Annotated in this window: 24 protein-coding genes and 3 pseudogenes; 13 read left to right on the top strand and 14 right to left on the bottom strand. The window is 60.7% G+C overall.

Annotation, left to right across the window (positions count from 1 at the left end; translation table 11 throughout):
* Positions 1 to 19 precede the first annotated feature (19 nt).
* Positions 20 to 241 (bottom strand): annotated as a pseudogene (locus PSAKL28_RS28770) (DUF5372 family protein); the annotation flags it as partial.
* Between the two features lie 41 nt (positions 242 to 282).
* Here PSAKL28_RS28770 and PSAKL28_RS15910 point away from each other — a divergent pair.
* Both PSAKL28_RS15910 and PSAKL28_RS27085 read left to right on the top strand, forming a co-directional pair.
* Complete coding sequence (locus PSAKL28_RS15910) at positions 283 to 1,005, top strand: reverse transcriptase domain-containing protein (RefSeq protein WP_257011810.1); 723 nt, start codon at positions 283 to 285, stop codon at positions 1,003 to 1,005.
* A 186-nt stretch (positions 1,006 to 1,191) separates the two neighbouring features.
* Positions 1,192 to 1,636: pseudogene (locus PSAKL28_RS27085) on the top strand (transposase); the annotation flags it as partial.
* A 121-nt stretch (positions 1,637 to 1,757) separates the two neighbouring features.
* On the opposite strand, the gene PSAKL28_RS15905 reads toward PSAKL28_RS27085, so the two are convergent.
* The 3 genes from PSAKL28_RS15905 to PSAKL28_RS15895 all read right to left on the bottom strand — a co-directional run bounded on the left by PSAKL28_RS15905 (position 1,758) and on the right by PSAKL28_RS15895 (position 4,464).
* Positions 1,758 to 2,735, bottom strand: coding sequence for a DUF2955 domain-containing protein (locus PSAKL28_RS15905; protein WP_051939423.1), 978 nt, complete (start codon positions 2,733 to 2,735; stop codon positions 1,758 to 1,760).
* A 60-nt stretch (positions 2,736 to 2,795) separates the two neighbouring features.
* Positions 2,796 to 3,854: an HlyD family secretion protein gene (locus tag PSAKL28_RS15900; RefSeq protein ID WP_038612256.1), complete on the bottom strand. Its 1,059-nt coding sequence runs from the start codon at positions 3,852 to 3,854 to the stop codon at positions 2,796 to 2,798.
* A gap of 229 nt (positions 3,855 to 4,083) precedes the next feature.
* Positions 4,084 to 4,464, bottom strand: a complete 381-nt coding sequence (locus PSAKL28_RS15895; protein WP_038612253.1) for a hypothetical protein — start codon at positions 4,462 to 4,464, stop codon at positions 4,084 to 4,086.
* A 462-nt stretch (positions 4,465 to 4,926) separates the two neighbouring features.
* Between PSAKL28_RS15895 and wrbA the strand changes: the two genes are divergently transcribed.
* From wrbA to PSAKL28_RS28580, 4 genes and pseudogenes are all read left to right on the top strand, one after another.
* Positions 4,927 to 5,529, top strand: coding sequence for an NAD(P)H:quinone oxidoreductase (wrbA, locus tag PSAKL28_RS15890; protein ID WP_038612250.1), 603 nt, complete (start codon positions 4,927 to 4,929; stop codon positions 5,527 to 5,529).
* 133 nt (positions 5,530 to 5,662) lie between these two features.
* The gene (locus PSAKL28_RS15885; RefSeq protein ID WP_051939421.1) at positions 5,663 to 6,673 is read left to right on the top strand and encodes an alpha-hydroxy-acid oxidizing protein; all 1,011 of its coding nucleotides are present in this window, start codon (positions 5,663 to 5,665) and stop codon (positions 6,671 to 6,673) included.
* Between the two features lie 11 nt (positions 6,674 to 6,684).
* Complete coding sequence (locus PSAKL28_RS26555; RefSeq protein WP_051939419.1) at positions 6,685 to 6,912, top strand: alpha-hydroxy-acid oxidizing protein; 228 nt, start codon at positions 6,685 to 6,687, stop codon at positions 6,910 to 6,912.
* 129 nt (positions 6,913 to 7,041) lie between these two features.
* Positions 7,042 to 7,983, top strand: a pseudogene (locus tag PSAKL28_RS28580) (catalase).
* A gap of 45 nt (positions 7,984 to 8,028) precedes the next feature.
* On the opposite strand, the gene PSAKL28_RS15875 reads toward PSAKL28_RS28580, so the two are convergent.
* From PSAKL28_RS15875 to PSAKL28_RS15860, 4 genes are read right to left on the bottom strand one after another with little or no spacing between them, the layout of a single operon-like run.
* Positions 8,029 to 8,991: an SdiA-regulated domain-containing protein gene (locus PSAKL28_RS15875; RefSeq protein ID WP_021264366.1), complete on the bottom strand. Its 963-nt coding sequence runs from the start codon at positions 8,989 to 8,991 to the stop codon at positions 8,029 to 8,031.
* Positions 8,992 to 9,036: 45 nt separating this feature from the next.
* On the bottom strand, positions 9,037 to 9,396 hold the full coding sequence (locus PSAKL28_RS15870; protein WP_021264365.1) for a TraR/DksA family transcriptional regulator: 360 nt from the start codon (positions 9,394 to 9,396) through the stop codon (positions 9,037 to 9,039).
* Positions 9,396 to 10,247: a universal stress protein gene (locus tag PSAKL28_RS15865; RefSeq protein WP_038612245.1), complete on the bottom strand. Its 852-nt coding sequence runs from the start codon at positions 10,245 to 10,247 to the stop codon at positions 9,396 to 9,398. Before PSAKL28_RS15865 ends, PSAKL28_RS15870 begins: the two co-directional genes overlap by 1 nt.
* A gap of 14 nt (positions 10,248 to 10,261) precedes the next feature.
* Complete coding sequence (locus PSAKL28_RS15860; protein ID WP_021264363.1) at positions 10,262 to 11,749, bottom strand: SulP family inorganic anion transporter; 1,488 nt, start codon at positions 11,747 to 11,749, stop codon at positions 10,262 to 10,264.
* 505 nt (positions 11,750 to 12,254) lie between these two features.
* Here PSAKL28_RS15860 and PSAKL28_RS15855 point away from each other — a divergent pair.
* The 4 genes from PSAKL28_RS15855 to PSAKL28_RS15840 all read left to right on the top strand — a co-directional run bounded on the left by PSAKL28_RS15855 (position 12,255) and on the right by PSAKL28_RS15840 (position 16,737).
* Entirely contained in the window at positions 12,255 to 13,937 is a 1,683-nt protein-coding gene (locus PSAKL28_RS15855) for a TnsB C-terminal domain-containing protein (protein ID WP_010791757.1), read from the top strand.
* Positions 13,938 to 13,939: 2 nt separating this feature from the next.
* Positions 13,940 to 14,848, top strand: coding sequence for a TniB family NTP-binding protein (locus PSAKL28_RS15850; protein ID WP_038612208.1), 909 nt, complete (start codon positions 13,940 to 13,942; stop codon positions 14,846 to 14,848).
* Between the two features lie 50 nt (positions 14,849 to 14,898).
* Positions 14,899 to 16,035, top strand: a complete 1,137-nt coding sequence (locus tag PSAKL28_RS15845) for a TniQ family protein (RefSeq protein WP_430308200.1) — start codon at positions 14,899 to 14,901, stop codon at positions 16,033 to 16,035.
* 87 nt (positions 16,036 to 16,122) lie between these two features.
* The gene (locus PSAKL28_RS15840; protein WP_000904941.1) at positions 16,123 to 16,737 is read left to right on the top strand and encodes a recombinase family protein; all 615 of its coding nucleotides are present in this window, start codon (positions 16,123 to 16,125) and stop codon (positions 16,735 to 16,737) included.
* A 52-nt stretch (positions 16,738 to 16,789) separates the two neighbouring features.
* Here the strand turns inward: PSAKL28_RS15840 and merE are convergent, their stop codons facing one another.
* The 6 genes from merE to merT are packed head-to-tail and all read right to left on the bottom strand — an operon-like array spanning position 16,790 to position 19,937.
* Positions 16,790 to 17,026, bottom strand: a complete 237-nt coding sequence (gene merE / locus PSAKL28_RS15835; protein WP_001087809.1) for a broad-spectrum mercury transporter MerE — start codon at positions 17,024 to 17,026, stop codon at positions 16,790 to 16,792.
* Positions 17,023 to 17,388, bottom strand: coding sequence for a mercury resistance co-regulator MerD (gene merD / locus PSAKL28_RS15830; protein WP_003465059.1), 366 nt, complete (start codon positions 17,386 to 17,388; stop codon positions 17,023 to 17,025). The genes merE and merD overlap by 4 nt, the downstream gene beginning before the upstream one ends.
* 16 nt (positions 17,389 to 17,404) lie before the next feature.
* A complete protein-coding gene (merA, locus tag PSAKL28_RS15825) occupies positions 17,405 to 19,051 on the bottom strand; it encodes a mercury(II) reductase (RefSeq protein ID WP_038612220.1) in 1,647 nt (548 codons plus the stop codon).
* On the bottom strand, positions 19,048 to 19,293 hold the full coding sequence (gene merF, locus PSAKL28_RS15820; RefSeq protein WP_023083081.1) for a mercury resistance system transport protein MerF: 246 nt from the start codon (positions 19,291 to 19,293) through the stop codon (positions 19,048 to 19,050). The genes merA and merF overlap by 4 nt, the downstream gene beginning before the upstream one ends.
* Positions 19,294 to 19,295: 2 nt before the next feature.
* On the bottom strand, positions 19,296 to 19,571 hold the full coding sequence (gene merP, locus PSAKL28_RS15815) for a mercury resistance system periplasmic binding protein MerP (protein ID WP_000735441.1): 276 nt from the start codon (positions 19,569 to 19,571) through the stop codon (positions 19,296 to 19,298).
* A gap of 15 nt (positions 19,572 to 19,586) precedes the next feature.
* On the bottom strand, positions 19,587 to 19,937 hold the full coding sequence (gene merT, locus PSAKL28_RS15810) for a mercuric ion transporter MerT (RefSeq protein ID WP_001294667.1): 351 nt from the start codon (positions 19,935 to 19,937) through the stop codon (positions 19,587 to 19,589).
* Positions 19,938 to 20,008: 71 nt separating this feature from the next.
* On the opposite strand from merT, the gene merR reads away from it, so the two are divergent.
* The 3 genes from merR to PSAKL28_RS15795 all read left to right on the top strand — a co-directional run bounded on the left by merR (position 20,009) and on the right by PSAKL28_RS15795 (position 24,243).
* Positions 20,009 to 20,443, top strand: a complete 435-nt coding sequence (gene merR / locus PSAKL28_RS15805) for a mercury resistance transcriptional regulator MerR (protein WP_000429838.1) — start codon at positions 20,009 to 20,011, stop codon at positions 20,441 to 20,443.
* A gap of 269 nt (positions 20,444 to 20,712) precedes the next feature.
* Positions 20,713 to 21,273 (top strand): recombinase family protein, encoded by a 561-nt coding sequence (locus tag PSAKL28_RS15800; RefSeq protein WP_034115140.1) that lies wholly within the window; start codon positions 20,713 to 20,715, stop codon positions 21,271 to 21,273.
* 3 nt (positions 21,274 to 21,276) lie between these two features.
* Positions 21,277 to 24,243, top strand: coding sequence for a Tn3 family transposase (locus tag PSAKL28_RS15795; RefSeq protein ID WP_032495636.1), 2,967 nt, complete (start codon positions 21,277 to 21,279; stop codon positions 24,241 to 24,243).
* The last annotated feature ends 31 nt before the right edge of the window (positions 24,244 to 24,274 follow it).

Here is a 24,274-nt window from a genome sequence, read left to right as displayed (position 1 = left end):
GGCGCAGCAAAGCATCAATGATCAGGCGTGCGTGGAGTAAGTCGGCAAGTGAGCCAATCGCGTCGGCGACCGAGGCCGTGGGAGCCTCGTCGGAGCCGACGACGAAATCGGTCCAATTGACGGGAATCAATCCGCGTGACTCATCGGGAAAAATCAGCAGAAGGTGCAATCGTCCGGCGCGCTGCCTTCGGTTAATGACCTTGAGGCGTTGGCCTTCGAACGGGTGACCCGTTCGCGTAATGACGACCGATTCAGGAACGTCGTGGCGAGGGGTAGTCTGTCGTGGTTTCCTTTGATGAGATCGACCATGAATGGATGCTGATGTTTCTGGGACACCGGATTGCAGACCGGCGCCTGCTCGGGCTTATCTGCAAATGGTTTCAGGCGGGAGTAATGGAAGATGGCCGTAGGGTAGCTGCTACCAAGGGATCCCCTCAGGGTGCAGTGATTTCACCCGTGTTGGCGAATATCTATCTGCACTACGTGTTGGATCTTTGGGCAAGGCAGTGGCGCCAGCGGCATGCCCGTGGCGATGTAATTGTTGTGCGCTACGCGGACGACAGCGTGGTGGGTTTCAGGACGCAATGGCAGGCTCAGCAGTTTCTGGTGCAATTGCAGGAACGGTTAGCCAGATTCGGTTTATCTCTCAACGCCTCGAAGACCCGGCTGATTGAGTTTGGTCGTTTTGCTGCGAGAAATCGTAGGAAGCAAGGTTTAGGCAAACCGGAGACTTTTGACTTCCTGGGCTTCACGCACTGTTGTAGTACCAACAGAAGCGGTGGGTTTCAAATACTGCGACTGACGGCCAAGAAGCGAATGCGCGCGACGCTGCTGGCTATTCGGGATGAGCTGAAGCGCCGACGGCATGAACCCATCCGGGCTCAAGGGCAATGGCTCACTCGGGTGGTGAGTGGTTACTTCAACTACCACGCGGTGCCGGGAAATCTGATACGTCTTGGTGGTTTTCGTCTGGCGGCAAGCCCTCAAACGTCGCAGCCAGCGTAATCGGCTTCAATGGTCACGCTACGGACGCCTTGCCGATCTCTACATACCTAGACCCAGAAATGCACATCCTTACCCTGAGGATCGCTTCGCGTCACGTACCCAAGGCAGGAGCCGTATGCGGTAGTTCCGCACGTACGGATCTGGGCGGGGGGCGGCAGGTAACTGCCGTCCCTACCGCGACCCTTTCATCGCACTCGGCAGGGGTTTATCGAAGAGTGCACCGCCTCTTACAACCGACTGCGGGGATTACTTTCTGAATTTGGAGTGGTCCTGCCGCAAAGCCCAGAGCGATTGAGAAGAGAGATTGACCCCTATCTGGACAGTTTGCCTGGCTGGGCAAGACGGTGCATGAGTGAACTATTGGAACACATCAGCCATATTGAGGACCGACTGCTAGAACTTGATCGAGCAATCAACCACATTGCTCGTGAAGATGATCGTAGCCGTAGGTTGCTGCAATTACGCGGGCTGACTCGACCACGGCGAGTGCCTTGGTTGCCAGTATCGAGGGCTGGACGACTTCAGAAATGGCCGCCAAGTGGCCGCATGGCTCGGACTGACACCGGGTCAATACAGTAGCGGCGGAAAGCAGCGCTTGGGGAGTATTCCACAGAATCACCAGCAGTTTCTTAATGTAGGGAGAAAATCTGCCCACTTCGTCCAGAGGGGCGCCAACGCAGCCAGCACTTGGTTCTTCGGCGAAGCCGCAGCCAGGTGTTCCTGGCAGGACTCGCGCCGCGCGCCGGGGATATTCAATGTTTAGCGTGTCGGGTGGGCTCAAACAGATTAAAGAAGCGGTGCAGCAGAAACACTACCACCAACATGCCCAGCACCGAGACGCAGGTCGAGGCCAAGCGGTAAGCCGTGTTCTGCATGATGTCCTGATTCATCGTCAGATCCTGACCGAAAATCACCGCCAGCGTGGTTACCGTGGCGAAGCCGGCCCCGGGGCGCCCCATGTCCATCATGTGCCAGCGCGCGCATAGCATGAAGCCGACCCAGAGCAACAGCCCAACTATCGGCAGTACGTCGTAGTGGGTGTAAACAATCAGCTGGATGATCATCGCTACCAGACAGCCGATGATGGTGCCGAGCGCCCTCTCGCGCCCGGCGAAATGCACGCCTTTCCAGTGCATCGGGAACAGCACCAGAATCCCGGCGATTTGCGCCGCCAGGGTGTCAAACAGGTTGAAACACTGAAAGATCACAAAGGAAAACGTCGCCGCCGAGGCACCGAGCAAGGCTTCATGACGCAAGCTCGCGGTATCCTTGGTCGATGCCGGTGGTGGCTGGCGTGGCTCGCGGTCCGGGAACAGCACGTACATCACGCAAGCGATCAGAATCGCCAGCCAGATGGCGACCGCGTTGCTGAACAGCATTTCCACCACATTGATATCCGGATAGCTGGCGAAGTGCAGCTGCATGGAAAGGAACACCGTGGCCAGGGCACCGAACAGCATCAGCGGTCCGCGCGCCATCAGCGCAAAGCGGTACAGGAATAACAGAAACACAATCGGGATCATCAATACAGGACGATCGCCGAACATCCCCTGCAGCAGCGCCACCTCTACTGCGCACACCACACCCTGTGCCAGAAACTGACGGATGATGGACGGATTTAGGATCGGTACTAACCCCAGCAATAGCACTGGGTACAACACAAAAAATGCACCGTAATCCCAGTTGAAAAGCTTGCACAGATAAAAGCCTGTAGTACCCCCACCAGCCATGCGCAGACATTGCTGCACCCCGTTGGAGCTTAGCTGGAAGCTTCGACTCACGCGGCCACCTCAGTAGATGTAGTGCAGCAGGCCGACCAGGCGAATCTGCACCCAACCCAGGACATCCGCTGGAGTGCCACCCGGATAAAGCTGCACAGTGGCCTTGGCTCCAGTCGGCAGGTTCTGGGGCAAAGGTTGCTCCAGTTTCACATGCAGACGCTGACGCTGGGCATCCCGTACCCAGCGGTCAGACTTCACCGGCTGCGCCAGTTCGCCAGTGGGGTCGAGCTGGCCTTCGCGTACACCGGCGTCGACGTGGGTTACCCGGGCATCGAACAACATCCCTGGCAAAGCGTCGAACACCACGGTCGCCTCGGTGCCCGGGACGACGTACCGCAGCGCCTTTTCACGGAAATCCGCAGTGATATCCGTTTGATCGGCCACCAAAGCTGCAACGGGAGTACCGGCATTAATGTAGGTCCCGGAAGTCAGTTGCAGATTGCTGATCACGCCAGCCTGAACAGCCCTTACCTGGCTGTACTCCAGCTGCAAGCGTGCCTGATCCAGTGCATTCTGCGCTTGACGCACGCGCAGGCTGTTGACACCAGCTTGACCACGGCGGACTACCAATTCCTGGACCGTGGAGCGCGCAGCGCTCGCATCAGCCAGCGCCATCTTGCGCTTGGTCTCAGTCTGATCGAACAGTTGTTGCGAAACCAGCTTACGGCCAATCAAGGCATGCAGACGCTTGGCTTGACGCGTCTGCTCCACCGCATTGGCTTCTGCCGCCAGCAGCGCCGCGCGAGCAGCCGCCAGGCGGGAGTCCAGTTCATCGTTATCTTGCTCGGCCTGTTCCAGTGCCAGCTTGGCTTCATCTACAGCCAACTCAAACGGCTCCGGGTCAAGGCGGAACAGCACTTGCCCCGCCTGAACATGGGCGTTGTTGTCGACAGCAACCTTTACCACCAACCCTGAAACTTGAGGCGCAACCCGTACTACGGGCCGCATCAGCTGAGCCTGGGGGGTCAAGGGCATCCACAAATCGGCAACCATAAAATAGACGAACACAAAACCGAAAACCGTGATGCCAACCTTGACCCAACGGGCAAACCGTTGATCGGGCGTCATGTGAATCCTCAAATAGATAAATGTCCTGCTCGTACGGCAGCATGGCTGCCATACTAAACTTTAGCTAGCGAACATTAGCTACAAAATTCACGCCTCATCACAAGCACCAAAAGATAGATGGCCGCTGCAGGGGCCGAGCGAGGGCCATTGAATCGTAGCTGACGGTTCGCAGAAGGGGTTCAAATCCCTGCTTTAGCGCCACATTATGGACCTCTGATTTCCTCGGAAATCAGGGGTTTTGTATTTTCAGGCCCTGGCGCTTCCAAGTGCCGGCCATCTTCGAATACGTTTTGCTGTCGGCAATGGTCATCAGCTTGCGGCCATCCTTGAAGGTGGCGATAAAGGTCACTTCCTCCTCCTTGCCGCCTAGCCTCAAACCAGCGAGCAGGCCGATCGGGCCCGCCACTAGGGCGCCGGCCATGCCCCAGCCAATCGCACCGCGCAGGCTCGTGTTGGTTTCCTGGTTGGCGTTCTTCATGTCCTTGATGCGTGTCAGCGGAATCGTTTCCCCGGGGAAGGGGCTTCGGGCAGTCTTGAGTGTGAGCGATCCATTGCTGTATTCGCCTTCACCTTGCAAGAAGTCACCCGACTGAACGGAGAGCCGTGTCATGGGATTTCCTGAATGAGTCGAGATGAATGTGACGCTCACTGATGATCCTGTAATGGGTGAGCGTCAATGCCTTTGCAACGGGATGTAAGAGTAGGTCATTTCCTCCGGACTGCCGGGAAGGAAAGAAGCGCTGTCAGCAAATACCGAAGTCAGCCCTACCTTGACGTTGCGCAGGCAGTCGGCCTGACGCCCGGTTAGGGTTTACTTCAAACTGACACAACCAAAAATTCGAAAGTCGTTGAACTCCGTTCTCTGCGCTCCCCAACAAAAGCGTCTGCCAGCAGGCAGCATACGGAGCTGCTAGTGTTAAGACCGCATGCCGTCCACGTCTCTGCAGTCTGGTGGGTATTAGTCGCAGTTTTGTACGTGAGCAAGCGCTACACCTGCCACTGTTGTCGTGGCAGTGCTGCGTTCCAAGATCTTCCTGATCCATCGAATGGCTCTTAATCCAGGAAAAAAATCATGGCGAAGGTACTTGTTCTCTATTACTCAATGTACGGCCACCTCGAAATAATGGCTAACGCTGTGGCCGAAGGTGCGCGATCCGTCTCTGGCGCCGACGTGACGCTCAAGCGTGTCGCTGAAACCATCTCGGCCGAACAGGCAGCAGCCATCGGCGTCAAACTTGACCAGAAGGCACCGGTGGCAACACCTGACGAGCTGGCTAATTACGACGCTATCATCTTTGGTACGCCGACGCGCTTTGGCAATATGGTGGGACAGATGCGCACGTTTCTCGACCAGACCGGCGGACTGTGGATGAGCGGTGCCCTCGTCGGGAAGATCGGTAGTGTGTTTGCGTCGACGGGTACGCAGCATGGTGGCCAGGAAACCACTATTACGTCGTTCCACAGCACACTCCTGCATCAGGGGATGGTCATCGTGGGTGTGCCTTACACCTGCGCAGGGCTGACCAACATGAGCGAGATCACCGGCGGCACGCCTTATGGCGCGACCACGCTGGCAGGCGCCGACGGCAAACGGCAACCGTCACAAAATGAACTGGATATTGCGCGTTTCCAGGGTAAACACGTCGCTGAACTCGCAATAAAGCTCGCGGGTTAACGCAAGCACGTAGACGGCATATAACGCAAGCACGTAAACGGCATATGTTGCAGGACAGCCGCCGAGCTTCTCTGGCCTGTGTAACGCCGGGGCGGATTGCGTCTTTGACAGCCAGCAACAAAGGAGCTCAAGCATGCCAGCTTACGAGCAAAGTGCCATCAACCTCTCGCGCCGAGGAGTGCTGAAACTTGCCGGCGCCGGCCTCGCGGCCACGGCGCTTGCCGCCAGTCCCGTGGCCGCCCAGACGCCGGAGGACGTCAGCAACGTCGATCTCAACCTCGTGCGCAGGGGTACCGACAAGAAACTCGACATCTTCAACATGGACCGGCTGGAAGAGCAGGCCAAGCAGATTTATGGGCACGGTATCTACGTGTTCGTGGCCAACGGCTCCGGCAAGCAGTGGACATTGGCCGAAAATCAGCGCTCTTGGGGCGACTACGCATTCGTCCCGCAGCGCATGCGAGGCGTGGTGCGCGACAAGATCGACCTGTCGGTAGATCTGCTCGGGCTGCGCCTGCCGCACCCGTTCATCATTACCCCCTTCGGCAGCCACGGCTTGCACCATCCACTGGCCGAAGTGGCCACAGCGCGCGGCATCGCCAAATCTGGTGGGCTGCTGACCGTTTCGAGCTCGTCCACGGCCAGCATGGAAGACATCGCCAAGGTCAGCGACGGCCCCAAGTGGTTTCAGATCTACTTGACCACTGACGACGGTTTTTCCCGCACAGTGCTGCAGCGTGCCAAGGCGGCGGGTTTCAAGGCTATCGTGCTGACGGTGGATGCTATCGGTCAGGGATCGTCCGACGAATACATGCGCCTGGGCAATCCGCGCCCGTGGCTGCCCTACGGCAACTTCCCGGACGGCAAGCAGCCGGCGTTCAAGACCAACCTGAGCTGGGCCGACGTCGAGATGATCCGCAACGTCACCGGCTTGCCGGTGGTCGTCAAGGGTATCACCCGGCCCGAGGACGCGCGTTCGGCGATAGCGGCTGGCGCTGCGGGGATCCAGGTCTCCAATCACGGTGGGCGGGCGCTCGACGGAACAGCGGCCGGCATCACTGTGCTGCCTTCGATCGCAGAAGAGGTCAAAGGCGAGGTGCCCTTGATTCTTGACAGCGGCATCCGCCGCGGCACTGACGGGTGAAGGCACTGGCGATGGGCGCCAACGCGGTGGCGATCGGCAGGCCGGTCATGTTCGGCTTGGCGTTGGAGGGTGCGAGCGGCGTCGACAGTGTGATCGACTACTTGCACCGCGAAACCGTGAATACACTCCTGCATCTGGGTGCCAATAACCTCGGCGAGCTGCGTAGTGAGCACGTGCGCCCAGCCGCTGCGCCTGGTACCTACGAGCCGCTGAGCGTGGGAGCAGAGCGGCTGGGCTGATGAGACGTCGCGCAACAGGCCTGGACGTGTACGCCCGACACCTGCAGGTGGCTTCCTCGTGCCACCCACCCCAGGCAAAAACGCAAGATCATGAACCATTACTTCCTCTACCACTAGAGAAGAAGCCTCATGAGTAGTTCTGACGACAATAGCGTTACGGGGTCGACCACCAGTTCCGGCGCGCCCGCCGTAAGCGATCGTAACTCTCTGACGGTTGGCCCCGATGGCCCGATCGTTCTGCACGATGTGCATTTCCTCGAGCAGATGGCGCATTTCAACCGCGAAAAGGGGCCGAGCGCCAGCCACACGCCAAGGGCTCCGGCGCGTTCGGTGTACTGCAAATCAGCGAGGATGTTTCGCAGTACACCAAGGCGGCATTGTTCCAGAAAGGCGCGTCCACCGAGATGCTGGCGCGCTTTTCTACCGTAGTCGACGAGCAAGGTAGCCCCGACCTGGCGAAATGTGCGCGGCTTTTCGCTGAAGTTTTATACATCTGAAGGCAACTACGACCTGGTGGGCAACAACACGCCGGTGTTTTTCGTGCGCGACCCGATGAAGTTTCCCCACTTCATCCGCAGCCAAAAGCGTCTGCCAGACTCGGGCTTGCGCGACAACCATATGCAGTGGGACTTCTGGACCAGCAATCCCGAAACGGCGCACCAGGTCACCTACCTGATGGGCGAGCGCGGCCTGCCGCGCACCTGGCGCCAGATGAACGGCTACGGCTCGCACATCTACATGTGGGTCAATGCGGCCGGCGAGAAATTCTGGGTGAAATATCATTTCCACACCCAGCAGGGCATGGCCTTCTTCCGTAATGCCGAAGCCTCGGCCATGACGGACAACGACGCCGACTTCCATCGCCGCGACCTGTTCGAGGCCATCGCCCACGGCGAGTATCCGATGTGGACGCTGGCGGTACAGGTCATGCCCTACGCCGACGCGAAGAACTACCGCTTTAACCCCTTCGATCTGACCAAAACCTGGTCGCACAAGGACTATCCTCTTATCAAGGTCGGCACCATGACCCTGAAGGGGAGCCCGCAGAATTCGGAAAAAATCGTACGCTAACAGTTCAAGCGTCCCGGCCACGCCTGACTGTAGCTTGTTGACTGGTCAATCTGTCTCGCGGGTAAAGCGATAGAACAAGTTCGGCTCGCTGACCACGTACAAATACCCTTCATCGTCGATGGTTACGCCTTCGGCTTGGGGTATGCCTTTCAGCAAACCAGCAAACCCCCTCGCCAAGGAGCGGAAACTCACCACCGTGCCCTCATCGGTCATTTCAATCAGCAGTTTCGACTCGTCGCTCAGCAATATCAGATGACCGCTCTGTTGATCGAAGACGACCGAAGACAAGTCAGTGGCAAATACCTTGTCTTTTACTAAGCTGGACAGGTCGCGGACGTGCAGGGAAAAACCTCCTGTCAGACTGGCACGAAGGCCGCTCACCTCAAGCAATTGGCGAGGGTCACGCTCCTTGGTCACAAACAGGCGGTCACCTTCCAGGTCGTAGGCGAGCCCTTCAAGGCCTTTGTTGCCCTCTTTGCCAAGTGCCAAGGTCAGAGCTGGATACTGGTTTCGGCTCAATGAGCGGTCAGAAGAAAGCTTGCCGTTTTCGTCGATGGGGACATCCACGATAACCAGGCTCTGCCGACGCTCCTCGGCAATTACCAATTGACCGTTGCCGGCATAAGACACCGCTTCCACATCGTGGAAGCCATCCAGGCTGTAACGTCGCTCCACGTCACCGTCACGGCTTAGGGCCAGCAGTTCGTTCGGGCCATTGGTAACCGCCCACAGCAGTTTTAGATCAGGGTCGAAGGTCAGGCCCGAAAGGTTATTGTCCACACCGGGAACCGGCCTAGCATCCAGTTCAACCCGATAGCCAGGCAGCCAAACAGAACGTTCCTGCCAATCGTCTGTGTGCCAGTGGGTCTTGATCCAGAAGTACAGACGATCATCAAGGTGATGAGTACGTACTTGGAATACGGTGAGCAACACAAGGCACAGAAGCGCCCACATCCAAACACTTACTTTCCGTGTTCTGCCCAGCCAGTTTTTAGCCATCAAATACATTAGAAGTCTCGTTAAATGGGACTGACGCCACCAGCCGTGATGGTTTCAACCCGACTCGGTGCGGCTGGCACAGGTGACGCAAAACGGCGTGGCCGGATCGAATTCCAAGCGGCCCGAGGCGATCAACTCGCCGCATTGGTTACACCAGCCATACTCACCCTCGTGCCAACGCTTGAGGGCCAGTTGGAGGCGGACGCGTTCATGCTGCGCCCGACTGCGGATGGCATCGTTCATTGCTTGCTGCTGGAGTGCATCCATCCTCGACAAACGCCCTACCTTGCTTTGATCCAGCTCTACCGATTGCGAGCGAGACTCAGCGTCTTCCAGCAATCGATCCAGCTCGGCAGCCCGCTGTTCCAGCAGGGTCTTGAAATGGGCAAGATCGAGGGCGTCCTCCAAGGCCATTAGCGCAGCAGTAACAGCGGACTGGTTGTGGTGCGGAGCATGCTGGTCGTGGTGCTACCGACCAGGAATTGCCGGATACGGGAATGGCCATAGGCCCCCATCACCAGCAGATCAATGCCATGCTCTTTCTGATAGGCGTGCAGGGTAGGCTCTATCTCACCGCTCCGGGTCTCGGCACGAACAGTGAAGCCGGCGTTGATCAGCACTTTCTGCGCCCAGTCCAGCTGTGCAGATGCTTCATCGCTTACGGGGCCAACCATGACCAGGTGGATCGGCAACCCCTTCAGCAGCGGGCTGGCTGCCAGCATCTCCACACCCTTGCGGGTAGTAGCGCCGCCATCGAATGCCAGCATCGCGCTCTCGGGCTTTTGGAAGTTGGCCGGGGTGACCAGGATTGGTCGGTGCATGATACGAATCACGCTCTCCAGCTGGCTTCCGACATGCTGACTCAGACCGCCGCTAGACTCGCCCTGGCGACCGATGACCAGCAGGCGCGTTTCGCTTTGTAGCTCTTGCAGGCTTTCCAGCAGATCGCCATGGCGTTGCTTGGACTCCGGTGCGGCCACACCATCCTTCATGGCACGCTCTTTCGCGGCCGCAAGCATGATCCGCCCTTGTTCAAGGGCCAACTTGCCGCGCTGTTCATCCAGGGAAGCAAGCTCATCGAGTAGGTGCTCGCGGCTGCCAAGCCCGATATTGCCACTCAGATTCGCTGCAACCGGGTACTGGCGCTGATCCAGCACATGCAGAAAGGTCAGTGGTGCTTCCAGGCTCAGACTGGCCCAGGCTGCGTAGTCGCAAACGGCTGGGGACGAGGCGGAACCGTCGATACAGGCAATTACGTGGGTCATTGTTGTTCTCCTTCTCAGTGGCCCATGAGTTGATCAATGGCGTCGGGTTTATCGTGAACGCCGAAGCGATCCACGATAGTGGCGCTCGCTTCGTTGAGGCCCAGCACTTCGACTTCGGTGCCTTCGCGGCGGAACTTGATGACCACCTTGTCCAGGGCGGCAACGGCGGTTATATCCCAGAAGTGGGCACGGTTCAGGTCGATGGTTACCTTGTCCAAGGCTTCCTTGAAGTCGAAGGCTGCGACGAACTTGTCGGCCGAGCTGAAGAACACCTGGCCGGTGACCGCGTAGAGGCGGTGTTCGCTGGTTTCGTCCAGCGAAGAGCTGATCGCCATGTAATGGCCAACCTTGTTGGCGAAGAACATCGCGGCCAGCAGCACGCCGGCCAAGACGCCGAAGGCCAGGTTGTGGGTGGCCACCACGACCACCACGGTGACGACCATGACAATGTTGGTCGACAGTGGGTGCTTCTTCAGGTTGCGCAGCGAATCCCAACTGAAGGTGCCGATGGACACCATGATCATCACTGCCACCAGCGCAGCCATCGGGATCTGCTTCAGCCAGTCGCCGAGGAATACCACCATCAGTAGCAGGAATACGCCTGCGGCCAGGGAGGACAGACGAGAACGACCGCCGGATTTAACGTTGATGATCGACTGACCAATCATCGCGCAACCTGCCATACCGCCGATTAGGCCCGAAGCAATGTTGGCCACGCCTTGACCCTTGCACTCGCGGTTCTTGTCACTGGAGGTGTCGGTCAGGTCGTCGACAATGGTCGCGGTCATCATCGATTCCAACAGACCGACCACGGCCAGCGCTGCCGAGTAAGGGAAGATGATGGCCAACGTCTCGAACGTCAGCGGCACGTCAGGCCAGAGGAAGATTGGCAACGTATCTGGCAGTTGACCCATATCACCGACCGTGCGGATATCCAGCCCAACCGACATGGCGACGGCGGTCAGCACGATGATGCACACCAGCGGCGATGGGATGAGCTTGCCGATCTTGGGGACATAGGGGAACAGATAGATGATGCCGAGGCCCGCGGCTGTCATGGCGTAGACGTGCCAGGTGACATTGGTCAGCTCGGGCAGCTGAGCCATGAAGATCAGGATTGCCAGCGCATTGACGAAGCCGGTCACCACCGAGCGCGAGACAAAGCGCATCAGCGAGCCGAGCTTCAGGTAACCGGCGGCGATCTGCAACACACCACACAGCAGCGTGGCAGCCAGCAGGTATTCGAGACCATGATTCTTGACCAGGGTCACCATCAGCAGTGCCATGGCCCCAGTTGCGGCCGAGATCATGCCGGGTCGGCCACCGACAAAGGCGATCACCACGGCGATACAGAAAGAGGCGTACAGGCCGACCTTGGGGTCAACCCCGGCAATGATCGAGAAGGCGATGGCTTCAGGGATGAGGGCCAGGGCGACCACAAGACCGGCGAGGATGTCGCCACGGATGTTGGAAAACCAGGTTTGTTTTAACGAGTGGAGCATCAGAATTCCCAAGGCAATGGATCGCGCAGCACAGCACGGCGCAAGCCATGTGCAGCTGGTCGATACGAGGTCAAATTGTCGGATGTAGGGGTGCTGTGGAGGGTGTTAAAACCGAAGGCACAGCAGAGCGTGACTGCTGGCGGAGCAAGCAGTCACAGATGATGCGGGGGGCGAAGCGCTATGGCGGCGTAGGCAGCCAGATCATGTTTTGCAGGGTAAGCATGAGGTCTTATCGAATGTCTTTGGTAACTCAATGGCCGCGACAGTCTACAGGAAGAGGGCAATTTCTGCGAGTCAACCCCGACTAGGGCGTCCAGCTTGGATGTCAGCCTGAGCTATACCCTAACTGGATGTCAGGCAAGTGTCATTTTCAGAAGACGACTGCACCAATTGACGGGGCGTAACGCCAGATGTGCAGGCGACTCCTGACAACGCAATATCAGAAGTCATCTGCACCAATCTCGACTATGCTCAATACTCGTGTGCACCAAAGCGAGGTGTGAGCATGGCGTCAGACACATCATTGATTGCCGAGCAAGGCGTGGCCACCCTGCCCGATGCGGCTTGGGCGCAGGCCCGGCAACGGGCGGAAATCATCGGGCCGCTGGCAGCGCTTGATGTGGTCGGGCATGAAGCCGCCGATGCCGCTGCTCACGCGCTTGGCCTGTCCAGGCGGCAGGTGTATGTCCTAATCCGCCGTGCCCGGCAAGGTGCTGGGCTTGTGACGGACCTGGCTCGCAGCCGATCCGGCGGCGGAAAAGGCAAGGGACGCTTGCCGGAATCAGTTGAGCGCATCATCCGCGAGTTGCTGCAAAAGCGCTTCCTGACCAAGCAGAAGCGTAGCCTGGCAGCGTTCCACCGCGAGGTCGCGCAGGCTTGCAAAGCGCAAAAGCTGCGGGCGCCGGCGCGCAACACCGTGGCTCTGCGGATCGCCGGCCTCGATCCGCTCAAGGCCACTCGCCGCCGGGAAGGTCAGGATGCGTCCCGCAGCCTGCAAGGTGTCGGTGGTGAGCCTCCCGCCGTGACCGCGCCACTGGAACAAGTGCAGATTGATCACACGGTCATCGACTTGATCGTGGTGGACGAGCGCGACCGGCAACCGATTGGCCGTCCGTATCTGACCATCGCCATCGACGTGTTTACCCGCTGCGTGCTCGGCATGGTCGTCACGCTGGAAGCGCCGTCATCTGTTTCGGTCGGCCTGTGCCTTGTGCATGTCGCCTGCGACAAGCGTCCCTGGCTGGAGGGTCTGAACATAGAAATGGAGTGGCCGATGAGCGGCAAGCCCAGGCTGCTCTACCTGGACAACGCGGCCGAGTTCAAGAGCGAAGCGCTACGCCGAGGCTGCGAGCAGCATGGCATCCGGCTTGACTATCGCCCGCTCGGGCAGCCGCACTACGGCGGCATCGTGGAACGGATCATCGGCACGGCGATGCAGATGATCCACGACGAATTGCCAGGGACGACCTTCTCCAACCCTGACCAGCGCGGCGACTACGATTCCGAAAACAAGGCCGCCCTGACGCTGCGTGAGCTGGAGCGCTGGCTCACATTGGCGGTCGGCACCTACCACGGCTCCGTGCACAACGGCCTGCTCCAGCCGCCGGCAGCGCGCTGGGCCGAAGCTATCGCGCGGACCGGCGTGCCAACCGTCATCACTCGCACCACGGCTTTTCTGGTCGATTTTCTGCCCATCATCCGCCGCACGCTGACCCGCACCGGCTTCGTCATCGACCACATCCATTACTACGCCGATGCGCTCAAGCCGTGGATAGCTCGGCGCGACCGCTTGCCTGCGTTCCTGATCCGGCGCGACCCGCGCGACATCAGCCGCATTTGGGTGCTGGAGCCGGAGGGGCAGCACTATCTGGAAATTCCATACCGCACCTTGTCGCACCCGGCTGTCACCCTCTGGGAACAACGACAGGCGCTGGCGAAATTGCGGCAGCAAGGGCGCGAACAGGTGGATGAGTCGGCGCTGTTTCGCATGATCGGCCAGATGCGCGAAATCGTGTCCACCGCGCAGAAAGCTACGCGCAAGGCGCGGCGCGACGCGGATCGACGCCAGCATCTCAAGGCAACGGCAGTTCTTTTCAAAACCACGCCACCACCGGACGCGGACATGGCTGACCCGCAGGCAGACAACCAGCCACCTGCCAAACCGTTCGACCAGATTGAGGAGTGGTAGCCGTGGAAGAATATCCCATCATCGACTTGTCCCACCTGATGCCGGTGGCCCAGGGCTTGGCCCGTCTTCCGGCGGACGAACGCATCCATCGCCTTCGCGCTGACCGCTGGATCGGCTATCCGCGAGCAGTCGAGGCGCTGAATCGGCTGGAAGCCCTGTATGCGTGGCCGAACAAACAACGCATGCCCAACCTGCTGTTGGTCGGTCCAACCAACAACGGCAAGTCGATGATCGTCGAGAAATTCCGCCGCACCCATCCGGCCAGCTCCGACGCCGACCAGGAGCACATCCCAGTGTTGGTTGTGCAGATGCCGTCCGAGCCGTCGGTGATCCGCTTCTACATCGCGCTACTTGCCGCGATGGGCGCGCCATTGCGCCCGCGCCCACGGCTGCCGGAAATGGAGCAATTGGCGCTGGCACTGCTGCGCAAGGTCGGCGTGCGCATGCTGGTGATCGACGAGTTGCACAACGTCCTGGCCGGCAACAGCGTCAACCGCCGGGAATTCCTCAATCTGTTGCGTTTCCTCGGCAACGAGCTGCGCATCCCGCTGGTCGGGGTCGGCACACGCGATGCCTACTTGGCGATCCGCTCGGACGACCAGTTGGAAAACCGCTTCGAGCCGATGATGCTGCCGGTGTGGGAGGCCAACGACGATTGCTGCTCACTGCTGGCCAGCTTCGCGGCTTCACTCCCGCTGCGGCGACCCTCGTCGATTGCCACGCTGGATATGGCCCGCTACCTGCTCACGCGCAGCGAGGGCACCATCGGCGAGCTGGCGCACCTGTTGATGGCGGCGGCCGTCGCTGCCGTGGAGAGCGGTGAGGAAGCGATCAACCATCGCACGCTCAGCATGGCCGATTACACCGGTCCCAGCGAGCGGCGGCGGCAATTCGAGCGGGAACTGATGTGAAGCCAGCGCCACACTGGCCACTGCATCCGGCTCCCAGGGAAGGCGAAGCCTTGTCTTCGTGGCTCAACCGCGTGGCCCTTTGCTATCACATGGAGGTGTCCGAGCTGCTGGAGCACGATCTTGGTCACGGCCAGGTTGATGACCTGGACACCGCGCCACCACTGGCGCTGCTGGCGATGCTCTCCCAGCGGAGCGGCATCGAGCCGGACCGGCTGCGTTGCATGAGTTTCGCCGGCTGGGTGCCTTGGCTACTGGACAGCCTTGATGATCAGATTCCAGACGCATTGGAAACCTATGCGTTCCAGCTCTCGGTGCTGCTGCCGAAACTCCGCCGTAGGACGCGATCCATCACGAGCTGGCGTGCCTGGCTGCCCAGCCAGCCGATACATCGCGCCTGCCCGCTCTGTCTGAACGACCCGGCAAACCAAGCCGTACTGCTTGCATGGAAGCTGCCCCTGATGCTGAGCTGCCCGCTGCATGGCTGCTGGCTGGAATCCTATTGGGGCGTGCCTGGGCGGTTTCTCGGCTGGGAGAACGCCGACACTGCGCCGCGCACCGCCAGCGACGCGATTGCGGTGATGGACCGGCGCACCTGGCAGGCACTGACGACCGGCCATGTGGAGCTGCCGCGCCGACGCATCCACGCTGGATTGTGGTTTCGGCTACTACGCACGCTGCTCGATGAGCTGAACACCCCGCTTTCGACGTGCGGAACCTGCGCGGGGTATCTCCGCCAAGTCTGGGAAGGCTGCGGGCATCCGCTGCGTGCTGGGCAAAGTCTGTGGCGACCGTATGAAACCCTGAACCCGGCAGTACGGTTGCAGATGCTGGAGGCGGCGGCAACGGCAATCAGCTTGATTGAGGTGAGGGATATAAGCCCGCCGGGCGAGCATGCAAAGCTGTTCTGGTCCGAACCCCAAACCGGTTTCACCAGTGGCCTGTCGGCGAAAACGCCGAAGCCCGAACCCGTCGATCACTGGCAACGGGCGGTCCAGGCTATCAATGAGGCGATCATTGAAGCGCGGCACAACCCCGAGACGGCTCGCTCGCTGTTCGCGTTGGCTTCCTATGGTCGGCGCGACCCCGCTTCCCAGGAACAGTTGCGCGCCACCTTTGCAAAGGAAGGCATCCCTCCGGAATTTCTGTCACATTACGAGCCTGATGGACCCTTTGCATGTCTTAGATAGAGTGACGGGTTAAGTGACAAATTTTGACGACCAGAACTTTCCGGCGCACACTGTCACATAATCGAACGTATATGTGACAGGTACGACATGCTGATAGGCTACATGCGGGTATCGAAGGCGGACGGCTCCCAGGCTACCGATTTGCAGCGCGACGCGCTGATTGCCGCCGGGGTCGATCCAGTACATCTTTACGAGGACCAGGCATCCGGCATGCGCGAGGATCGGCCCGGCTTGACGAGCTGCCTGAAGGCGTTGCGAACTGGCGACACACTGGTCGTGTGGAAACTGGATCGGCTCGGACGCGACCTGCGACATCTCATCAACACCGTGCACGACCTGACTGGGCGCGGCATCGGCTTGAAGGTATTAACCGGGCACGGCGCGGCCATCGACACCACGACCGCCGCCGGCAAGCTGGTCTTTGGCATCTTCGCCGCCCTGGCCGAGTTCGAGCGCGAGTTGATCGCGGAGCGCACGATTGCCGGCCTAGCCTCGGCCCGCGCGCGCGGGCGGAAAGGCGGCCGGCCGTTCAAGATGACCGCCGCCAAGCTGCGGCTGGCGATGGCGGCAATGGGTCAGCCAGAGACCAAGGTCGGCGACCTGTGCCAGGAACTTGGCGTCACGCGGCAGACCCTGTATCGGCATGTTTCACCCAAGGGTGAGCTACGTCCAGATGGCGAGAAGCTACTCAGCCGAATTTGATGCCGGCATGAGGCAACGTAGCGACAGCGTGGTTTGTCTCAATGGGAAGCGCTCATGATCGATCTTTGAAGGCCCGCAGCAGTCGTGTCACAGACAGGACGAACAAACCGGTCAGCGTGAGGGCTGCGATACCCCAGTACTCTCCGATGAACGCGCCGGCCGTCGTGCCGGCCAGCACAATGGCGAGAATCGGCAAATGGCAGGGACAGGTGAGCACGGCCAGCGCGCCCCACAGGTAGCCGGTGATCGGTTTGTGCGTCTCGGACGGCAAGCGCTCGGGGCTGTTCATGGCAGACTCTCCGCGTGCTGTGCCGGCTCGGTCGGCATGGTGGCCAACTGCACCTCCAGATCGGCCAACGCTTCGCGCCGACGCTCGACGAACTGGCGCAGAACGGCAAGCTGCGCGGCCGCTTCATCGCCGTCCGCAGCATCCAGCGCCCGGCACAGCCGCGCCAGCGCGTCCAGGCCGATGCCCGCCTCGAAGGCCGCCCGCACGAAGCACAGCCGTTGCAAGGCGGCATCATCGAACAGGCCATAGCCGCCCGGGGTGCACGCCACCGGACGCAGCAATCCGCGCAGCAGGTAGTCGCGCACGATATGCACGCTCACCCCGGCATCAAGGGCCAGCCGGGACACGGTGTAGGCGCTCATTGAAAACCTCCTTTTTTTATCCAGCGCAGCAGGAAAGCTGCTTCACGTCCTTGTTGAAGGTCTGCGCCGCAAGCTTCAACCCCTCGACCATTGTCAGGTAGGGGAACAACTGGTCGGCCAGTTCCTGCACCGTCATGCGGTTGCGGATGGCGAGCACCGCCGTCTGGATCAGTTCGCCCGCTTCCGGGGCCACCGCCTGCACGCCGATGAGCCGTCCGCTACCTTCCTCGATGACCAGCTTGATGAAGCCGCGTGTGTCGAAGTTGGCAAGCGCTCGCGGAACGTTGTCGAGTGTCAGCGTGCGACTGTCGGTCTCGATGCCATCGTGGTGCGCTTCCGCCTCGCTGTAGCCCACGGTGGCGACTTGCGGGTCGGTGAACACCACTGCCGGCATCGCGGTCAGATTGAGGGCTGCGTCGCCGCCGGTCATGTTGATCGCGGCACGGGTGCCGGCGGCCGCTGCCACGTAGACGAACTGCGGCTGGTCGGTGCAGTCGCCGGCCGCGTAGATGTTCGGGTTGCTCGTGCGCATGCCTTGGTCGATAACGATGGCCCCTTGCGCATTGACAGTGACCCCCGCCGCGTCCAGCGCGAGGCTGCGCGTATTCGGTGCCCGACCGGTGGCAACCAGCAACTTGTCAGCGCGCAATTCACCGTGTCCGGTGGTCAGCACGAATTCGCCGTTCACATGGGCGATCTGGCTGGCTTGCGTGTGCTCCAGCACCTCGATGCCCTCGGCGCGGAAAGCGGCTGTCACGGCCTCGCCGATGGCCGGGTCTTCCCGGAAGAACAAGGTGCTGCGTGCCAGGATCGTGACCTGGCTGCCGAGCCGGGCAAAGGCTTGCGCCAGTTCCAACGCCACCACCGACGAACCGATCACGGCCAGGCGTGCGGGAATGGTGTCGCTGACAAGCGCTTCGGTGGAAGTCCAGTAGGGTGACTCTTTCAGGCCCGGAATCGGCGGCACGGCCGGACTGGCACCGGTGGCGACCAGGCAGCGGTCGAACGTTACCTCGCGCTCGCCACCCTCGTTCAAACGGACGACCAGGCTCTGGTCGTCCTTGAAACGCGCTTCACCGTGCAAAACGGTGATGGCTGGATTGCCGTCCAGGATGCCTTCGTATTTGGCGTGCCGCAGTTCATCGACACGGGCCTGCTGCTGGGCCAGCAGTTTGCTGCGGTCAATCGCAGGCACAGTTGCCGCAATACCGCCGTCGAACGGACTTTCCCGGCGCAGATGGGCAATATGGGCAGCGCGGATCATGATCTTGGACGGCACACAGCCGATATTGACGCAGGTGCCGCCGATGGTGCCGCGTTCGATCAGCGTGACCGTCGCGCCTTGCTCGACGGCCTTCAGCGCCGCCGCCATCGCGGCCCCGCCGCTGCCAATGATGGCGATATGCAAACCGGCGCCCTCAAGTGCATCACGGATTTTTGGTTCATCTTTGAAATCACCAACCCGGATCGAGCCTTGATAACCCAATGCGGCGATGGCGGCCAGCAGTTGGTTGTGGCTCACGGCGGTGTCTGCCATGACTTGCGCGCGGCTTTCTGGATAGGACACCACAGCGGCATTCACGCCGGGAATCTTTTCCAAAGCATCTTTGACATGGGTGGCGCAGGATGTGCAGGTCATGCCATTCACGGTGATTTCGGTCATTTTTTTACTCCATTGAATTTCGGGGTGCAGCAGGCATCGGCTTGGCGTTTTCGTTGGATGGCGTAGATGGTCAAGCCGATGAAAATCGCCAGCGCAGGCAGCAGCACATAGTCCAGATAGCCGGTCAGCGCGGACAAGCTGACCACACCGAGCAAAATGACCAGAACAGGGGTGAAGCAACACAGCGCCACGAGGGTTGTGCCAATGATGCTGACCCGCAGCAGTGTCTTCGGGTCTTTCATGATCAGTTCTTGACTGATGATGGGTAGCCCGCATCCTCGGTAGCCTTGGTCAGTTTCTGCACGCTGGTCTTGGCATCATCGAAGGTGACCACCGCTTCGCGCGTCTCGAAGGTCACGTCAACTTTACTGACGCCATCGACCTTGGAAATCGCCTTCTTGACAGTGATCGGACAGGCCGAGCAGGTCATGCCCGGTACGGACAGCGTAACGGTCTGGGTGGCGGCCCACACGGGGGCAACAACGGCAGCGAGGGCAAGGGCGGAAAGCAGCTTTTTCATGGTGAACTCCTGTGATCAATAGAAAAATGGCACGACGTAGGGAAATCCGAGCGCGACCAAAACCAGCACGGCCACGCCCCAGAAAATGAGCTTGTAAGTAGCTCGCACTTGGGGAATCGCGCAAACCTCACCCGGTTTGCAGGCGGCTGACGGCCGGTAGATGCGCCGCCAGGCGAAGAACAACGCCACCAGCGCCACGCCGATAAAGATGGGGCGATAGGGTTCCAACACCGTCAAGTTGCCGATCCAAGCGCCGCTGAACCCCAAGGCGATCAGAACCAGCGGCCCGAGGCAGCAAGCCGAGGCGAGGATGGCGGCCAGCCCGCCAGTGAAGAGCGCGCCGCGCCCGTTTTGAGGTTCAGACATACGTTTGTCCTTTCGAATCTGAATTGGATAGCTTAAGCTTACTTCCGTAGTTATGTACGGAGTCAAGCGATATGGAAAACAATTTGGAGAACCTGACCATTGGCGTTTTCGCCAGGACGGCCGGGGTCAATGTGGAGACCATCCGGTTCTATCAGCGCAAGGGCTTGCTCCCGGAACCGGACAAGCCTTACGGCAGCATTCGCCGCTATGGCGAGACGGATGTAACGCGGGTGCGCTTCGTGAAATCAGCCCAGCGGTTGGGCTTCAGCCTGGATGAGATCGCCGAGCTGCTGCGGCTGGAGGATGGCACCCATTGCGAGGAAGCCAGCAGCCTGGCCGAGCACAAGCTCAAGGACGTGCGCGAGAGGATGGCTGACCTGGCGCGCATGGAGGCCGTGCTGTCTGATTTGGTGTGCGCCTGCCATGCGCGGAAGGGGAACGTTTCCTGCCCGCTGATTGCGTCACTGCAAGGGAAGAAAGAACCGCGCAGTGCGGACGCGGTGTAGCCCGAGGGAACTACGCCTTAGCGTGCTTTATTTTCCGTTTTCTGAGGCGACTCCAACGTCAGAAAAGACCGTGCGGTCGACTTTTGATATTTCGTGCTGTCGCCTTCTGAAAGTGACAGCAAGGCCGCACCGCGCCGTCAGAATAGAGTCCGCTTTCACATTCTTTGACACATGCTTGCCAAGGTCATAGATTTCAGCCTGACAAATTCAAGGCTTCGGGCGCAATGGAACCAAAAACCAACGTAAGCCCTACAGCCCATGGAGGCATCTTGCAGGGACAACGCATCGGTTATGTCCGGGTCAGCAGTTACGATCAGAATCCGGAGCGGCAACTTGAGCAAGTCGAGGTCGGCAAGCTGTTCACCGACAAAGCCTCGGGCAAGGACACCCAGCGTCCCCAGCTGGAGGCCATGCTCGGCTTCGTCCGCGAGGGCGACACCGTTGTGGTGCACAGCATGGATCGCCTGGCCCGTAACCTCGATGACTTGCGACGCCTGGTGCAGAAGCTGACCCAGCGCGGCGTGCGTATCGAGTTCCTGAAAGAGGGCCTGGTGTTCACCGGCGATGACTCGCCGATGGCCAACCTGATGCTGTCGGTGATGGGGGCCTTCGCCGAGTTCGAGCGCGCCCTGATCCGTGAGCGGCAACGGGAGGGCATCGCCCTGGCCAAGCAGCGCGGCGCGTACCGGGGCCGCAAGAAGGCCCTGTCCGACGAGCAGGCTGCTACCCTGCGTCAGCGGGCGTCAGTCGGAGAGCCCAAAGCGCAGCTTGCCCGCGAGTTCAACATCAGCCGGGAAACTCTCTACCAGTACCTACGCACGGACGATTGATACATGCCGCGTCGCTTGATCCTCTCGGCTACGGAGCGGGATACCCTGCTCGCGTTGCCGGAAAGCCAGGATGACCTGATCCGCTACTACACCTTCAACGACTCCGACCTGTCGCTGATCCGCCAGCGGCGCGGCGACGCCAACCGCCTGGGCTTCGCGGTGCAGCTCAGCCTGCTGCGATATCCAGGCTATGCGCTGGGCAGCGACAGCGAGTTGCCCGAGCCGGTCATCCAGTGGGTGGCCAAGCAAGTTCAGGTCGACCCAACGAGTTGGGCGAAATACGGCGAACGCGACGTGACTCGCCGCGAGCACGCCCAGGAACTGCGCACCTACCTACAACTGGCCCCGTTCGGCCTGTCCGACTTCCGCGCCCTGGTGCGCGAGCTGACCGAGTTGGCCCAGCAGACCGACAAGGGGTTGCTGCTGGCCGGCCAGGCGCTGGAGAGTCTGCGGCAGAAGCGGCGCATCCTGCCGGCGCTGAGCGTGATTGACCGGGCCTGCTCGGAAGCCATTGCGCGGGCCAATCGCCGGGTCTACCGCGCCCTGGTCGAACCACTCACGGACTCGCATCGGGCCAAGCTGGACGAGCTGTTGAAGCTCAAGGCCGGCAGCAGCATCACCTGGTTGACCTGGTTGCGGCAGGCCCCACTAAAACCGAACTCCCGGCACATGCTCGAACACATCGAGCGGCTGAAGACATTTCAGCTGGTGGATTTGCCCGAAGCTCTGGGCCGGCACATCCACCAGAACCGCCTGCTCAAGCTGGCCCGCGAGGGTGGGCAGATGACGCCCAAAGACCTCGGTAAGTTCGAGCCGCAGCGGCGCTACGCGACCCTGGCCGCCGTGGTGCTGGAGAGTACGGCGACCGTGATTGATGAGCTGGTCGATCTGCACGACCGCATCCTGGTCAAGCTGTTCAGCGGCGCGAAGCACAAGCATCAGCAGCAGTTCCAGAAGCAAGGCAAGGCGATCAACGACAAGGTGCGCCTGTACTCCAAGATCGGCCAGGCCCTGCTGGAGGCCAAGGAAAGCGGCAGCGATCCCTACGCCGCCATCGAGGCGGTGATTCCCTGGGACGAGTTCACCGAGAGCGTCAGCGAGGCCGAGCTGCTGGCCCGGCCGGAGGGCTTCGACCATCTGCACCTGGTTGGCGAGAACTTCGCCACCCTGCGCCGCTATACGCCGGCCTTGTTGGAGGTGCTGGAACTGCGCGCCGCCCCGGCTGCGCAAGGCGTGCTGGCGGCCGTGCAGACCCTGCGCGAGATGAACGCCGACAACCTGCGCAAGGTGCCGGCCGATGCGCCCACCGCCTTCATCAAGCCGCGCTGGAGGCCGCTAGTGATAACCCCGGAAGGCCTCGACCGGCGCTTCTACGAAATCTGCGCCCTGTCAGAGCTGAAGAACGCGCTGCGCTCCGGCGACATCTGGGTCAAGGGCTCGCGGCAGTTCCGCGACTTCGACGACTACCTGCTGCCGGCAGAGAGGTTCGCCGCGCTCAAGCATGCGCAGGCTCTGCCCCTGGCGATCAACCCGAACAGCAACCAGTACCTGGAAGAGCGCTTGCAGCTGCTGGACGAGCAGCTGGCCACCGTCACCCGCCTGGCCAAGGACAACGAGCTGCCCGATGCCATCCTCACCGAGTCAGGGCTGAAGATCACCCCACTGGATTCCGCGGTGCCCAATACCGCGCAGGCGCTGATCGACCAGACCAGCCAGTTGCTGCCGCGCATCAAGATCACCGAACTGCTGATGGACGTGGACGACTGGACGGGCTTCAGCCGCCACTTCACCCACCTGAAGGACGGTGCCGAGGCCAAAGACCGGACATTGCTGCTGTCAGCGATCCTGGGCGATGCGATCAACCTCGGGCTGACCAAGATGGCCGAGTCGAGCCCCGGCCTGACCTACGCCAAGCTGTCCTGGCTGCAAGCCTGGCACATCCGAGACGAAACCTACTCGGCGGCCCTAGCCGAGCTGGTCAACCACCAGTACCGTCATACCTTCGCCGCTCACTGGGGCGACGGCACGACCTCTTCTTCCGATGGCCAGCGCTTCCGGGCGGGCGGTCGGGGCGAAAGCACCGGGCACGTCAACCCGAAGTACGGCAGCGAGCCGGGGCGGCTGTTCTACACCCATATCTCCGACCAGTACGCACCGTTCAGCACCCGCGTGGTGAATGTCGGCGTGCGCGATTCCACCTATGTGCTCGACGGCTTGCTGTACCACGAGTCCGACCTACGGATTGAGGAGCACTACACCGACACGGCTGGCTTCACCGATCACGTCTTCGCCTTGATGCACCTGCTGGGCTTCCGCTTCGCACCGCGCATCCGCGACCTCGGCGAAACCAAGCTGTATGTTCCGAATAGCGTCCAGGACTACCCGACATTGCGCCCAATGGTTGGCGGTACCCTGAACATCAAGCATGTCCGCGCCCACTGGGACGACATCCTGCGCCTGGCCAGCTCGATCAAGCAGGGCACCGTCACTGCCTCGCTGATGCTGCGCAAGCTCGGCAGCTACCCGCGCCAGAACGGTCTGGCCGTGGCCTTGCGCGAACTGGGCCGGATTGAGCGCACACTGTTCATCCTCGACTGGCTGCAAAGCGTAGAGCTACGTCGCCGCGTGCATGCCGGACTGAACAAGGGCGAGGCGCGCAACTCCCTGGCCAGGGCGGTGTTCTTCAACCGCCTCGGCGAAATCAGGGATCGGAGCTTCGAGCAGCAGCGCTACCGGGCCAGCGGTCTCAACCTGGTGACGGCCGCCATCGTGCTGTGGAACACGGTGTACTTGGAACGCGCCACCCAGGCGATGGGCGAAGCGGGGAAGTCGGTGGATGGCGAGCTGCTGCAGTACCTGTCGCCGCTGGGGTGGGAGCACATCAACCTGACCGGCGATTATGTCTGGCGGCAGAGCCGCAGGCTGGAGGACGGGAAGTTTCGGCCGCTAAGGCTGCCCGGAAAACCTTAGCGTACGATTTTTTCCGTTTTCTCTATTCGCC

The organism is Pseudomonas alkylphenolica (assembly GCF_000746525.1).
Classification (GTDB): domain Bacteria; phylum Pseudomonadota; class Gammaproteobacteria; order Pseudomonadales; family Pseudomonadaceae; genus Aquipseudomonas; species Aquipseudomonas alkylphenolica.
Note: the sequence above shows the minus strand (reverse complement) of the source record. Positions and strands in the feature narration are given on the sequence as shown.

Coding starts and splice junctions, on each gene's coding strand:
- PSAKL28_RS15875 (WP_021264366.1), bottom strand. CDS start 8,991: ATGTATTTGATGGCTAAAAACTGGCTGGGCAGAACACGGAAAGTAAGT.
- PSAKL28_RS15885 (WP_051939421.1), top strand. CDS start 5,663: ATGCCAGCTTACGAGCAAAGTGCCATCAACCTCTCGCGCCGAGGAGTG.
- PSAKL28_RS15860 (WP_021264363.1), bottom strand. CDS start 11,749: ATGCTCCACTCGTTAAAACAAACCTGGTTTTCCAACATCCGTGGCGAC.
- PSAKL28_RS15855 (WP_010791757.1), top strand. CDS start 12,255: ATGGCGTCAGACACATCATTGATTGCCGAGCAAGGCGTGGCCACCCTG.
- merP (WP_000735441.1), bottom strand. CDS start 19,571: ATGAAAAAGCTGCTTTCCGCCCTTGCCCTCGCTGCCGTTGTTGCCCCC.
- PSAKL28_RS15895 (WP_038612253.1), bottom strand. CDS start 4,464: ATGACACGGCTCTCCGTTCAGTCGGGTGACTTCTTGCAAGGTGAAGGC.
- merF (WP_023083081.1), bottom strand. CDS start 19,293: ATGAAAGACCCGAAGACACTGCTGCGGGTCAGCATCATTGGCACAACC.
- PSAKL28_RS15870 (WP_021264365.1), bottom strand. CDS start 9,396: ATGGCCTTGGAGGACGCCCTCGATCTTGCCCATTTCAAGACCCTGCTG.
- PSAKL28_RS15900 (WP_038612256.1), bottom strand. CDS start 3,854: ATGACGCCCGATCAACGGTTTGCCCGTTGGGTCAAGGTTGGCATCACG.
- PSAKL28_RS15795 (WP_032495636.1), top strand. CDS start 21,277: ATGCCGCGTCGCTTGATCCTCTCGGCTACGGAGCGGGATACCCTGCTC.
- PSAKL28_RS26555 (WP_051939419.1), top strand. CDS start 6,685: ATGGGCGCCAACGCGGTGGCGATCGGCAGGCCGGTCATGTTCGGCTTG.
- merE (WP_001087809.1), bottom strand. CDS start 17,026: ATGAACAGCCCCGAGCGCTTGCCGTCCGAGACGCACAAACCGATCACC.
- merR (WP_000429838.1), top strand. CDS start 20,009: ATGGAAAACAATTTGGAGAACCTGACCATTGGCGTTTTCGCCAGGACG.
- PSAKL28_RS15905 (WP_051939423.1), bottom strand. CDS start 2,735: ATGGCTGGTGGGGGTACTACAGGCTTTTATCTGTGCAAGCTTTTCAAC.
- merD (WP_003465059.1), bottom strand. CDS start 17,388: ATGAGCGCCTACACCGTGTCCCGGCTGGCCCTTGATGCCGGGGTGAGC.
- PSAKL28_RS15840 (WP_000904941.1), top strand. CDS start 16,123: ATGCTGATAGGCTACATGCGGGTATCGAAGGCGGACGGCTCCCAGGCT.
- merA (WP_038612220.1), bottom strand. CDS start 19,051: ATGACCGAAATCACCGTGAATGGCATGACCTGCACATCCTGCGCCACC.
- merT (WP_001294667.1), bottom strand. CDS start 19,937: ATGTCTGAACCTCAAAACGGGCGCGGCGCGCTCTTCACTGGCGGGCTG.
- wrbA (WP_038612250.1), top strand. CDS start 4,927: ATGGCGAAGGTACTTGTTCTCTATTACTCAATGTACGGCCACCTCGAA.
- PSAKL28_RS15865 (WP_038612245.1), bottom strand. CDS start 10,247: ATGACCCACGTAATTGCCTGTATCGACGGTTCCGCCTCGTCCCCAGCC.